This is a genomic window from Acidocella aminolytica 101 = DSM 11237 (assembly GCF_900129125.1).
GTDB classification, from domain to species: domain Bacteria; phylum Pseudomonadota; class Alphaproteobacteria; order Acetobacterales; family Acetobacteraceae; genus Acidocella; species Acidocella aminolytica.
The window spans coordinates 53,591-66,498 of sequence record NZ_FQVJ01000021.1 but is presented as its reverse complement, the minus strand read 5'-3'; the positions used below and the strand labels follow the sequence as shown (position 1 = coordinate 66,498).

At 57.1% G+C, this 12,908-nt stretch carries 9 protein-coding genes and 3 pseudogenes; 8 read left to right on the top strand and 4 right to left on the bottom strand.

Translation table 11 applies throughout. The annotated features are described in order from the left end of the window. Window positions 1-327, bottom strand: a pseudogene (locus tag BUB54_RS12070) (IS110 family transposase); the annotation flags it as partial. Between the two features lie 131 nt (window positions 328-458). Between BUB54_RS12070 and BUB54_RS12065 the strand changes: the two are divergent. Genes BUB54_RS12065 through BUB54_RS12055 form a run of 3 tightly spaced genes read left to right on the top strand, consistent with a single transcriptional unit; the run spans window position 459 to window position 4,053 of the window. Next, window positions 459-1,688 (top strand): site-specific integrase, encoded by a 1,230-nt coding sequence (locus tag BUB54_RS12065; protein ID WP_048880458.1) that lies wholly within the window; start codon window positions 459-461, stop codon window positions 1,686-1,688. After that, window positions 1,685-3,052 (top strand): tyrosine-type recombinase/integrase, encoded by a 1,368-nt coding sequence (locus tag BUB54_RS12060; RefSeq protein WP_048880459.1) that lies wholly within the window; start codon window positions 1,685-1,687, stop codon window positions 3,050-3,052. Before BUB54_RS12065 ends, BUB54_RS12060 begins: the two co-directional genes overlap by 4 nt. Beyond that, on the top strand, window positions 3,049-4,053 hold the full coding sequence (locus BUB54_RS12055; RefSeq protein ID WP_048880460.1) for a tyrosine-type recombinase/integrase: 1,005 nt from the start codon (window positions 3,049-3,051) through the stop codon (window positions 4,051-4,053). The genes BUB54_RS12060 and BUB54_RS12055 overlap by 4 nt, the downstream gene beginning before the upstream one ends. 111 nt (window positions 4,054-4,164) lie before the next feature. Here the strand turns inward: BUB54_RS12055 and BUB54_RS12050 are convergent. Next, window positions 4,165-4,419: pseudogene (locus tag BUB54_RS12050) on the bottom strand (IS110 family transposase); the annotation flags it as partial. 407 nt (window positions 4,420-4,826) lie between these two features. Continuing rightward, window positions 4,827-5,699, bottom strand: coding sequence for a LysR substrate-binding domain-containing protein (locus BUB54_RS12045; RefSeq protein ID WP_048880065.1), 873 nt, complete (start codon window positions 5,697-5,699; stop codon window positions 4,827-4,829). Window positions 5,700-5,784: 85 nt separating this feature from the next. On the opposite strand from BUB54_RS12045, the gene BUB54_RS20300 reads away from it, so the two are divergent. From BUB54_RS20300 to BUB54_RS12035, 3 genes are all read left to right on the top strand, one after another. Then, entirely contained in the window at window positions 5,785-5,973 is a 189-nt protein-coding gene (locus BUB54_RS20300) for a hypothetical protein (RefSeq protein ID WP_139284888.1), read from the top strand. A gap of 205 nt (window positions 5,974-6,178) precedes the next feature. Beyond that, window positions 6,179-6,949, top strand: coding sequence for a creatininase (locus BUB54_RS12040; RefSeq protein WP_217652493.1), 771 nt, complete (start codon window positions 6,179-6,181; stop codon window positions 6,947-6,949). 42 nt (window positions 6,950-6,991) lie between these two features. Then, entirely contained in the window at window positions 6,992-8,428 is a 1,437-nt protein-coding gene (locus tag BUB54_RS12035) for a purine-cytosine permease family protein (RefSeq protein ID WP_082075758.1), read from the top strand. A gap of 131 nt (window positions 8,429-8,559) precedes the next feature. Here BUB54_RS12035 and BUB54_RS12030 read toward each other — a convergent pair. Then, window positions 8,560-9,725 (bottom strand): annotated as a pseudogene (locus tag BUB54_RS12030) (IS5 family transposase). 526 nt (window positions 9,726-10,251) lie between these two features. On the opposite strand from BUB54_RS12030, the gene BUB54_RS12025 reads away from it, so the two are divergent. Together BUB54_RS12025 and glyA are read left to right on the top strand one after the other, a co-directional pair. After that, a complete protein-coding gene (locus tag BUB54_RS12025) occupies window positions 10,252-11,460 on the top strand; it encodes an aminopeptidase P family protein (RefSeq protein ID WP_048880062.1) in 1,209 nt (402 codons plus the stop codon). Between the two features lie 84 nt (window positions 11,461-11,544). Then, on the top strand, window positions 11,545-12,867 hold the full coding sequence (glyA, locus tag BUB54_RS12020; protein WP_139284887.1) for a serine hydroxymethyltransferase: 1,323 nt from the start codon (window positions 11,545-11,547) through the stop codon (window positions 12,865-12,867). The last annotated feature ends 41 nt before the right edge of the window (window positions 12,868-12,908 follow it).

Genomic DNA, 12,908 nt, shown 5'->3' with positions numbered 1-12,908 from the left:
CCGATCGATCCGCTTGTCCGTCTCGGCCAACTGATCGAAGAGCAAGCTCACAGGCAACTGGGCAGCTTCCGGCAGCCGGTCCAGTTGTTCCTTCAATCGATCGACATTCTGCGCGCCCTTCGCCGCTACGATGCCGAACTCCGTCATGTGGGCCCGGATCGCATTTCCGATCTGCGTGCGCTGACGAACCAGAAAGTCCCGCGTGCGGTGAACCACCAGAACCGATGAACAGGCTTCGCTCTTGATGGCGACAAACCGCATGGAGGGACGTGTCACGGCCTCGCAGATCGCGGCTGCATCCGCGGCATCCGTCTTGCCGCGCTTCACTAATCACGAGGTGCCCATAATGCGGAGGAGCGCGGCCTGATTGGCGGATTTCCGCCGTTTTTGGGACTGGTTGCTTTTCATTATTCTGTGCCGAACCTCTGCGGATCAATCGACCAACAGAGGAGCCGCCAATGCTGGATAACCGTCACGAACTCATCGCTGCACTCAATTCCTCGCTTGTCAGCCAGCGATACAGCCCGGTCGTGGTGAGGAACTACTGCACCTACGCATCGGGATTTCTCGATGATCTGGAACAGCGGGGCATCCCGGTCTCGAACGTGACTGACGTGCAGGTGGAGCAATATCTGCGGCACGCGATCGCTGTGTTCAAAAAGCGGCGTGGTCGACGCCCCAGCGCACGCTGGCACGAGGTTCCACGCTCCGGCATTCACGCGCTGCTCCGGCTTGTTCACGGCCAATGGCCGCCAGCTATCAAGCCTACTTGCGCGGCCGATGAGGTCCGATTTTCAATCTGCGCCGAATACGAAATCTGGCTGCGTGAGGAGCGTGGGTTGGCTCGCGCGAGCATCGCAGCGTTAATATGGGAAGCCCGGAACTTCCTTGCCCGGCAGTTCGATCACGGAATCGATAGCTTGGCGGGTCTGAGCGTCACTGACGTTGACCGTTATATGGATTTGCGCGCGCCGAAACTGACGCGCTGCTCGCTGAAGTCCGTGGCAGAACGGCTTCGCTCACTGCTGCGCTATCTCCACACCACAGGTCGCGTCGCGACGGACCTGTCGGGGCACGTGATAGCGCCAATGTTATATGCATATGAAGGAGTACCTTCGCTCCTCGACCGCGGGCAGATCATCGCCGTGCTGGAGAGTGCCAAGAGGGACAAAACACCGGCAGGGTTGCGGGACCATGCAATCCTGCAACTCCTTGCGATTTATGGATTGCGGTCAGGCGAGATCCGCCATCTCCGGATCGAGGACATCGACTGGCGAACGGAAACCATCCACGTTCATCACAACAAGACGCGAGCCGGCACATTGCTGCCTCTGCTTGTGCCGGTCGGCGAAGCGGTACTTGCCTATCTGCGTTCCGGGCGTCCCGAGACCGACACCAGGGAAATCTTCCTCCGCACACGTGCGCCCTATCGTAAGCTCGACAAGCTTTACAGCACGGTTCGCCGGCGGCTCCGTGACGCTGGCGTCCAACCGCCAGGTAAGTGTGGCCCCCATATCTTCCGTCATGCACGCGCGGTCGAAATGCTGCGGGCCGCTGTTCCTCAAAAGGTCATCGGAGACCTGCTCGGACACCGTTCGACAGGATCGACGGCGCCCTACCTCAAGCTTGCGACCGAGGACCTCAGGGCCATTGCGCTCGACGTGCCGGGAATGGAGCTGCTGCCATGAGCGCTCGCTGGCCCGATCCCGACCGCGTGATCATTGACCGCTTTGTCGCGAGCCTTGATCTGCACAGCACGAAAAGCCGAACCTGTTACGCCCAAGTCTTGCATGGCTTCCAGGATGTCGCCGAACGTTACCACGTGTTCGATCAGGAGGTGCTGCTGGTCTGGCTACGAGAATCAGCCGAGCGTCGAGCGCCGTCCACGCTATTGCACCGCACCCGCATCGTTGACCGGTTCCTCGAACGCCTCGTGGAAATCGGCGCGATCCAACGCAATCCCGTCGTCGCCCTGCGCGATGAATGCAATACCAAGCAGTGCATGCCGATCTGGCGGGCATTGGCGTCGCAGGATCCGGAACAGGCTCTTGCCGAACTGCGCCAGCCCAGACCGTTCGGCAGCGTGCTGGGCGAAATGATGGCCGAGCATGTCGCGATGATGCGGCGCAGAGGATACAAATACACGTCGCAGCCGCTGTTGCTCCTGCGGTTTGACCGGTTCCTGCAGTTGCATCCGGGACCGGAAGCCGAACCGTTAAGCGCCATGGTCGATCGATGGGCGGCAACGAATGTTACGAGGCACCACGCGGAGGAATGCGAAAAGCTCCAACGCTTGTTTGCGAAAATCCTTCGGCACCGCGACCCGTCGATGCCTGCGCGGCGACCGGATCCGAGGCCGAGGAAGGAGGCGGCGAAACAATGGCGAAAGCCCCATATCTACTCGCCTGCCGACGTGCGGCGGATGCTCGATGTCGCACGACTCTACCCGTCGCCGCGGGCACCACTTCGCCCGCAAAGCATGTACACCATGCTGCTCCTCGCCTATTGCGCGGGCTTGCGGCGCGGCGAGCTTGCCCGTCTCAATCTTGGTGATGTTGACCTACAGGTGGGTACCATCACCATCCGGCAGACCAAGTTCTTCAAGACCCGCATTTTGCCGCTACCCGACAGCGTTTTAGTGGAGCTTCGGGCCTACATCAATGCGCGGCAGCGGGCCGGTGCATCACAGGACGCGCGTTCCGGTCTGTTCTGGCACGAGCGCGGCGATGGCCATTACACACCGGAAATGATCACGTGGCTGCTCTCCGACGTCATACGCCGCGCCGAGTTGAAACCATTGCAAGGAAAGGCTGGCCCGCGCGTGCATGACCTGCGCCACTCAATGGTCGTGAATAGAATCCTCGAATGGTACCGAACGGGCATCGATCCGCAGGATCGCCTGCCGTTCCTCGCGACCTATCTCGGCCATCGGGATATCAACTCTACCCTGGTCTACATCACCGTGACGCAGGAGTTGCTGCATTACGCAAATGAGCGGTTCCGGGCAGTTGGCGCACAATGCCTCAGCCTGGGACGGGAGGCGCAGCCATGAGCAAGGCCGACCCGTTCCCGAACCTGCTGCGCGCGTTCTTCTACGAATGGCTGGTCGAGCAGCGTAACGCGTCTATCCATACGGTTCGATCATACCGCGACACCTGGCGTCTGTTACTGCGGTTCATCGCGCAGCGTGCTGGAAAGAAGGTGCCTACAATCACCCTGGCCGATCTGGCTGCCAGCGAGGTTGCCGCGTTCCTCGGTCACGCCGAACACGAGCGTGGCGGTACGATCGGCACGCGCAACTGCCGGCTTGCCGCGATCCGCAGCTTCTTCCACTTCGTGGCCACCAAGGATCCCGCGTCGATCGCGCAATGCGTCGAAATCCTCCATATCCCGATCAAGCGGGCTCCGCTGGCGGAACCGAGCTATCTGGATCCGGCGGAAGTGACGGCGATCCTCGTTCAGCCAGACCGTTTGACCGTTGAGGGCATGCGTGATCATGCGCTGCTCTCGTTCCTCTACAACAGCGGCGCACGAATACAGGAAGCGCTCGACCTGTGCCCCGAAGCGATCCGGTTCGAAAGCCCAAACTGCGTGCGCCTAATCGGCAAGAGGCGGAAGGAACGTATCTGCCCGCTCTGGCCGGAAACAGTCATGTTGTTGAAGAAGCTGCTTGAACGGCAACCACGGGCGCCGGACCAGAGACTGTTCGTCAACCGCTATGGGGAGCAGCTCAGCGCCTCAGGGGTCCGCTTCAAGCTCGCCGCCTACGTGAAGGCAGCGGCCATAACCGTGCCATCACTGCGGGCTAAGCATGTTACGCCCCACGCCTTCCGACATGCCACCGCCGTGCATCTCATCTCGGCGGGCGTCGACGTTACAGTGATCCGAAGCTGGCTTGGTCATGTGAGCCTCGATACGACCAACCACTATGCCCGGGCCAATCTCGAAACAAAGCGAAAGGCACTGGAGAAGGTCGCCGTTCCGACCACACGCGGCGGCCAGCCATCGTGGAAGCGCGATGCAAGTGTGCTCGCCTGGCTGGACACGCTCTAAGATAATGCGGAGGAAACATGGACAAAAACGGCGGAAATCCGCCAATCAGGCCGCGCTCCTCCGCATTATGGGCACCTCGTGATTAGTGAACTTATGGGCACCTGCCCATAACTTCACGTAAGGCTTCACATAAGAAGGAGGCATAAGCCGGACGTCATGCCCCAGTTCCCGCAGCCTGCGCCCCCAGTCATGAGCACCTGCGTAAGCCTCCATGCCGATCAGGCATCGCGGACGTTTCTCAAAAAATGCCAGCAACTGACTTCGGCGAAGCTGACGGCGCATGAGAATTCGACCGTTCTCGTCGACACCATGAACCTGGAAGACACTCTTTGCGAGGTCGATACCGACTGTGGCAAGCTCGGACATGAATAGCTCCTCTATGCAGGATGATGACTTCCCAACTATGGCGCAATGCGACGCCGGGAGCAGGAGCCATCCACACCATCAATCGAGCAGGCTTTCGCGATCCTCAAACGGCAACGGAGCTTCTCAGGAAAATCCCTCGATGAATTAATAACGTCACACTCTTAATGGGAATTACTATAGCTAAAAATCCCATCGAGAGGGTGCAAATGATCACTGGTGCGCAACTTCGGGCGGCAAGAGCCTATGTCAAAATTTCGGCTGCTGAACTCGCCGAGAAAGCCGCGCGCCGCGTCGTCTTGCCGTAACGCTCAAAGCCAACTCGGGCAAAACTCGACTGACGCATGCAAACATCCTCTGCAAAAAAAAGAGTTTAAGAAATGCCGTCGTTGCCATTCAAGGCGACTTATTCAGAGATGCCTTAACCACTCGAAAAAAATACTGACAGGGCCGCCGTCGAGCGACTCCCGGCATACCGCAAAATAATTATACTCATTGTTGATCGTACGATCGGATAATTTAACGAGGCGGCCGGTCTCCAGATCGTCCTGGATGATGGACGTGGCGCAAAGCGCAATCCCTTGGCCCGCAAGCACAGCGGCTCGCAGCAGGTTGAAATCCTCGAAGATGATGTCCGCCGCCGCGCCGGTCTTCACCGGGTAGTCATCGCCAAGCCAGGCGCGCCAGCCTCCCGTATCTGTATCATGCAGTAGATTGAAGCGGGCAACATCGCCGGCGTCGTTCAATCTTGGGTGCCTGTCCATAAAACTTTGGCTGCAAACTGGAGCGCTCGCGCCGGACAGGATTTGGACCGCATGCATCTTCGGCACAACGGGCATGTCTCTCGCATAAATAATTGCGATATCAACGTCCTCAAAGTTAATCTCATGGCCAAATATGGCGTAAATAATTTTAAGGTCGATTTTTGGCTCAAGCTCGCGAAAGAGCGGGAGCCTGGGGATCAGCCAGCAAATCGCAACCGAGGGAATAACCGCAACCGTTAGTTGCTGGTTTTTGTTTTTTCGGCGCACCTCCTGGCAAGCGCGGTCAATGTCAGAAAACGCGAGGCGCAGAGCGCCGGCCAACGAAATGGCGTGAGCGTCAAACTTAAGCTGCTTTCCACGCCGCTCGAACAGGCCTATCCCGAGCCATTCTTCAAGATGCCGCATCTGATGACTGATTGCTGATGGCGTGACGCTCAACTCTTTGGCAGCGCCATAGAAAGTTCCATGCCGGAACACCGCGTCAAATACCTTTAGAGCGTTTAACGGCGCATACCCCACCCTTGGCTCCTTTTTCTTGAGATTTTCTCACTATACGGTGAGATTTTCTCCTTTGACAAGTGGTTTCCGTTGAATAAAACTAAATATGGCAGCTCTTGAACGCCTTGGGAATATCCGCAGCGCCAACGCTAGCGACGGTTTTCCGACGTCTCCGGTGGATGTTGCGGCCGGGGGGGCGGATTTTTCGGTGCAAGAATTAAGCAAGCAAGGATTAAACGGGAAATGGAAAAGTCTACAAATAAAAAAAATATCTATTGCTAACAAGTGCTCGTGAGCCAAATCCCGCTGCTCCGAGAGCAGGTCTGTACGAATCGCTTTAGTCTTATCGTTGTGTGCTGGGGCAGGCGTGACAACGTTTTGCGTCTTTTATGGCAACGCTTAGCAGAAAGCCGGGCCAATACCCGGTCAATTAAGATAAACCGCGCGACACGGCGGGTTGCCGTTTTCAATACGAGGAATATGTTCTTATGGTTAACGTGATGATCGATGAATTGGCATGGACCGAATACCGCCGCCGCGTGGTTGACGAGCGCCAGCCCGTGTTGATTCCGTTGGGGGCGCTAGAGCAACACGGGCCGCATATGTCGATGAACCCGGATGTGGTCATCCCCTCTGCTATTTCTGGCGCCGTGGCAAGGAATATTGGCGCTCTCGTCGCGCCGGCCTTCGCATATGGTGCCAAGTCGCAGCAAAAGAGTGGTGGTGGCAATCATATGTGTGGCACCACCAGTCTGGACGGGCACACGCTGAGCCTCGCGCTGAAGGATGTCCTGAAGGAGTTTGGCCGCCATGGCGTACGCCGGATTGCTGTGATCAATGGTCATTACGAAAATCTTCCATTCGCTACCGAGGGGGTTGAGCTCGCTATTCAGGAACTCAAATGGAGCGGCATAGATGATTTTCGGGTGATCAACATCTCCTACTGGGACTTCGTGACGCAGGAGACGATCAAGAAGGTTTTTCCTGACGATTTCACGGGATGGGATGTCGAGCATGGCGGCATACTCGAAACATCGCTGATGCTGCATCTGAAGCCGGAAATGGTCGATATGTCGCTGGCGCCCATTCAGGCACCGGCAAAATTCCCGCCCTATACGGTGTTCCCGCCAATTCCGGAGTGGACCCCAGAATCGGGTTGCCTTTCTTCGCCCGCGGCGGCGACCGCGGAAAAAGGTCAGATCCTTTTCGACGTGACGGTGGTGGGAATTTCGGATGTCCTCAAGCACGAGCCGTGGTGGCAGCCGTCCTGAATCAAAACTCAGACTGAAAATAAAAATACGGAGGAAAGAATTATGAGTGACGATGTAGGTCACGCCTTTGTTAAGGCAGACAAAGTTGGTAGCATTGAACGCCATGGTATCGATCCGATACCGATCGGTGACCGGCACGGTTCGCCGTTTGAGTTATTCAAGCTATGGGTGGGTGCCAACGTCAATTACGTCGTTATCGTGACGGGGGCGTTTGCTCTATCGGTAGGCGTAACATTTGTTCAGGCTATCATGGCGATCATAGTTGGGAACCTGATTGGGTGCGTCATGGTCGGCCTTACCTCGATCCAGGGGCCGCGAACTGGCACTTCGGGTATGATGACTTCGCGTGTTTCTTTCGGGCAGTTGGGATCTGTTCTGCCTAAAATCCCCAACGTCGTTTCAGCCTTGAGCTGGTTCTCGATCCAGTCGATTGTCGCCACCGATGCGTTGCAGGAATTGTTCAGTCTCGCCGGCTATAATGGTCATAGTTCTGTATGGGTAGCACTCGGCTTGGTACTGGCGACTGAAATTATCATGGCCGTATATGGGCATGCCACCATCATTGCTGCTGAAGGTTTCATTGCCGTCGTGCTGGCAGTGTTGTTCTGCGGCTTAGCCCTTTTTGTGGCGCCGCATGTGCCAATGCAGCAGCTGATAACCTTCAACCAACACCAGGGCTCGTTTGGCTCCTGGTTGGTAGCAGTCGGGATTATCGTATCCTACCCGATAGCCTGGACAAACTTCGCCTCCGACTATAGTCGCTACTTCCCGTCGTCTTTGAGTTGGAAGCAGATCGCGCTTGCTGCCGGGCTTGGGCAGTTTGTTTCGCTAGCCCTGTGTGAGGTCATAGGCGTGGTGTTCGCAATCGCGGTAGGTGGTAATCTTGGCAATGATCCGGTTAGTCAACTCGGCCATTTCATTCCAACCTGGTTCATGGTGCCGCTACTGATTGCCGTGATTTTTGGCGGCATTGCAGCGAATGTTCCAAATGGTTACACCGCCAGCCTGGGGCTTCTGGCTCTGCGCCTGCCCATGACACGTCTGTTTTCGCTCGTGGTCATTACATTGTTTACGGTCTGTGTGCGGATTGCCGTGGTGTATTATGGCGCCTTCTTCGATGCATATCAGAATTTCCTGAACTACATGGTCTTCTGGACAGGTCCTTGGGCGGCAATTGTGATTGTCGACTACTTCATGCGTGGCGGAAATTACAATTCGGTCGATATGATGAAATGGGGTAGCGGGCGTTATTGGTATCGAAATGGCATATTCTGGCCCGGTGTTACCGCGTTCGCGGCGGGCATCATCATGTCGCTCGTTTTTTCGAATTCAGAAACATACGCAAGCCCGCTGATGACGAATGTGTTGGGGTGGGGCGATCTGAGCTTAGAAGCCGGTATACTTTCCGCTGCCCTCGTTTATTGGGCGTTGGCGAAATCTAAATATAAGGCTGGAGCATTTGCGGAGGTTCGTGGATGATGCATGGAAACATTGAGTTGGTTTAACAGGCCGCCGCAAAACTCTACAGGATAGCATTGTTTTCTCTGTTTAAAGCCTGTGGTTTGTTGTTGCAGGTCAGCCTGAGGCTTGGCTTTGTTCTGTTCCGAGGATCAGGCGGGCTGTTGGCTGAGCAAGTTTGGAAGTCTGACGAGATTGAATGCAGCGGCGAAGAAGGTGAATACGGCGTCGGCTTTTTTCTGTGATTTGACTTTGAACTTGCTCAATCCGGCGCTGGCCTTTTCCCAGCCGAAGACTTCCTTGATGCGTTTTCGACATCGCAGGCTGATCTCGTAGCCTGGATGGCGCGTGGTGCGGCCGTCGATGGCGCTCTTGCGCCGTGTGCCTGTTTTATAGACCGTGCCGTTGATGGCGATATGCGGTGTCACCTTGCGGGTGCTTAGTTCACCCATGAAATCGGCAACATCATAGGCTTTATCGGCCCCCAGCGTGATGCGCTGGCGTGAGGTGCGGCGGTCCAGCATGGTCAGCGTGGCGTCGCGCTCGGCGGTGCCGGTTGCATGGGCGAAGCCTGCCAAGGTTCCAGCGATACGATATATCGCTGGAAAGCAGGCGTCGGGGAGCGTGCTGTCCAGCACCAGGTCGTTACGGTTCTCCATCAGCACATGCCCCATATAGCACAGCCCGGCGGGCTGGCCCTGGCTCTTGCGGTACAGCCTCGCGTCCGGGCCGGTGGTTGAGGCATGGGTCTCGTTCGAACGTGTCTCGCCCCGGAAATCACGCTCTGCATTGCGCCCTGCGGGCGGTGCCGGAGGCTCGTCCCCTTTGTTCTTGGGCACAAAGCTCTTCATGCTGCACCACGCATCGATCAGCGTGCCATCGACCGAAAAATGCTCAGACGAGAGCAGCCGCTTGACCTGCTTCAGCGCCAGCAAGCCCTGCAGAAACGCCCGCGCCACATCGGCCTGCAGCAGCCGGTCGCGGTTATGTGTGAAACCCGTCGAGTGCCACACGGACGCGTCCATCGAGAGCTCGACAAACCAGCGATACAGCAGGTTGTAGTTGATCTGCTCCATCAGCATCCGCTCTGAGCGCACAGAATACAGCGCTTGCAAAAGCGTCGCCCGCTACAGCATCTCAGGCGGGATCGAGGGCCGGCCGGTATGCGCATAAAGCTTGGAAAAACTGTAGCTCAAGCCCACCAGAACCTCATCCGCAAGCCCCGGATTACCCGCAGAGGATGATCCGAAGGCACACGCTCCTCAAGACGCACAAAACTGAAAAGCTCGTCACCAGAACCAGAACGACCACGCTTCACATCCCCCCATAAGGAGAAAAGAATCGGTCAATCCAGCCAAATGCAAGGGTTTTGCAGCGGCCTTTTAGCCGACTGTCTTTGGTGGAGATGGATAGATCTGCGAATGATCGTTCGTCTTTCATGGCAGAGATCGGCTGACTATAGACGATAATCAATCGTGCCCCGACACGGGGTATGAAAAGGTGATCGAGCAGTCGAGTCGTCGATATCAGCTTGATTTTTGCAGCCGGACACGGTGTGTTCGGCTGCTCTTTATTTGATCGCGGTAAAATGATCCGAAGATTAAAACGCAAACATTTCACGAGTTTGATCGCCTGGTAATGTAAAGACCAATCGAGATATTCAGAATTTAATCGTCATTTACTTGTGATTTCAGTGCTGAATGTCGTAGCGATTAATGTGCTCTGAAAAGAGAAAAACTCATCTTGTCGATGAGAACTTATCATTTGACGTTTTCCAGAATACCTAACAATTTAAGCCTAGGCGGATGCGCCAGAGATGAAAAAAACTAACGGAGAAAATGGTTATGGAACGGGAGCGTTTACAGGATTTCACGAATAATGGCGCGAAGGTGCAGCCAACCTTCTCGGCGGGTGAGATGACCAGGCGTCTGACCTCAATTCGCAACCATATGGCGGCGAATAAGATCGATGCGGCTTTGTTCACGTCGTATCACAATATCTGCTATTATTCCGATTTCACGTATTGCTATTTTGGCCGCCGTTATGGCCTGCTCGTCGATCACAATAAATCGACCAGCATCTCGGCAGGCATTGATGGTGGCCAGCCCTGGCGCCGCACCTTTGGCGGTAATGTCACCTATACGGACTGGCAGAAGGATAATTATTTCCATGCCGTTCGCCAGTTGGTTGGTGGCGCCAAGCGTCTCGGCATTGAATTCGACCACGTCAACATTGACCTGCTGAACCTGCTCAAGGTCGAGTTCCCGACCATCGAATTTGTTGACATTGCCTATCCTGCACAGCGTCTGCGTATGATCAAGTCGGCCGAGGAAATTGAGCACATCACCAAGATGGCGAAGATTGCTGATATCGGCGGTGCAGCTTGCGTTGAGGCGACCAAGGTTGGCGCGCCGGAGCATGAGGTGGCGCTGCACTCGACCGCGAAGATGGTGCGTGAAATCGCGAAGACCTGGCCGCATGCGGAATTGATGGACACCTGGACTTGGTTCCAGTCTGGCATCAACACCGACGGCGCGCATAATCCGGTCACGAGCCGTAAGATCAAGCGCGGCGACATCCTCAGCCTGAACTGCTTCCCGATGGTGGCTGGCTACTACGTGGCTCTGGAGCGCACGCTGTTCGCGGAGACGGCGACCGACGAGCATATCCGGCTGTGGGATTTCAACTGCCGTGTGCATGACCGCGGCAAAGAGCTTCTGGTGCCGGGCAACAAATGCTCTGATGTGGCGAAAGAACTGAATGAGATGTACGCCTCCGAGGGGCTGCTGCAATACCGCTCGTTCGGCTATGGCCACTCCTTCGGTGTGCTTTGCCACTACTACGGCCGCGAAGGCGCGCTGGAACTGCGCGAGGATTGCGACACCGTGCTGGAGCCGGGCATGGTCGTGTCGATGGAGCCGATGATCACCATCCCCGAGGATAAGCCGGGGGCTGGTGGTTATCGCGAGCACGACATTCTCGTGGTTACCGAGGATGGCAACCGTAACATCACGGGTTTCCCCTACGGTCCTGAGCACCTGATTGTGAAGTAATGTTCTGCTGCGTGGTGGGATTAAGGCTTCGTCGCGCAGCATTGCTTTAAGTTTAGAAAACGACGGATGGGAAGGGGCGGGCTCATGGATGTTGTTGCAAGCATCAAGACCGAGCAGGTTATCGCATCGCAGGATGTGCGAGATTTTTTTGACCTTGATTTGGCGCGCAGCGATGCTGCGATCGCGGATGCCCTTCGGCACGAGCTTGTGCGCCAGCGTCACGGGTTGGAGCTGATTGCGAGTGAGAACATCGTTTCGCGTGCGGTGTTGCAGGCGCAGGGCAGCATTCTGACGAACAAATACGCCGAGGGTTATCCGGGCAAGCGCTATTATGGCGGCTGCGAATATGTCGATGTCATCGAGCAGCTCGCGATTGACCGTGCCAAGCGACTGTTCGGTTGTGAATTCGCCAACGTGCAGCCGCATTCAGGGGCGCAGGCCAATGGCGCGGTGCTGTTCGCGCTGTTGCAGCCGGGCGACACCATCATGGGCATGAGCCTGGCCCATGGCGGGCATCTCACGCATGGCGCCGCGCCGACGCTTTCCGGCAAATGGCTGCATGCGGTGCAATATGGCGTGAGCGCGGAGACTCAGGCCATTGACTACGACCAGGTGGCGGCGCTGGCGCGCGAGCATCGGCCGCAGCTGATCATTGCCGGCGGCTCGGCGATTCCCCGCATCATTGATTTCGCCCGCTTCCGGGCGATTGCCGATGAGGTTGGCGCGTATCTGATGGTCGATATCGCCCATATCGCTGGCCTGGTGGCGGCGGGGGGGCACCCCAGCCCGTTCCCGCACGCGCATGTGGTGACCAGCACCACCCACAAAACGCTGCGCGGCCCGCGCGGCGGCCTCATCCTCACCAATGACGAGGCACTCGCCAAAAAATTGAACTCGGCGGTGTTTCCTGGCCTGCAGGGCGGGCCACTGGAGCATGTGATTGCGGCCAAGGCGGTGGCCTTTGGCGAGGCGCTGAGCCCCAAATTCAAGACCTACGCGAAGGCGGTGGTCGCCAACGCCGCCGTGCTGGCCGAGCGTCTGGCGGGCCATGGCTGCGGCATCGTCTCGGGCGGCACCGACACGCATCTCGTGCTGGTGGATTTGCGGCCCAAGAGGCTGACCGGTAAGGCGGCGGAGCAAGCGCTCGACCGCGCCGGCATCATCTGTAACAAGAACGGCATCCCGTTCGATCCGGAGAAGCCGATGGTCACCTCCGGCATCCGCCTTGGTACGCCGGCCTGCACCACGCGCGGCTTCGGCACGGCGGAGTTCGCGCAGGTGGCGGACCTGATCGTGGAAATGCTCGACGTGATCGGCAAACCCGACGAAGAGGCGGTAACCGCGGCGGTGCGGCGGAAGGTCAACACGCTGTGTGAAGCCTTCCCGCTTTATCCGTCGCTCAGCTGAGAGATCCCCGCGGCAGCGGGATTTCCAAAACCAACACAAAC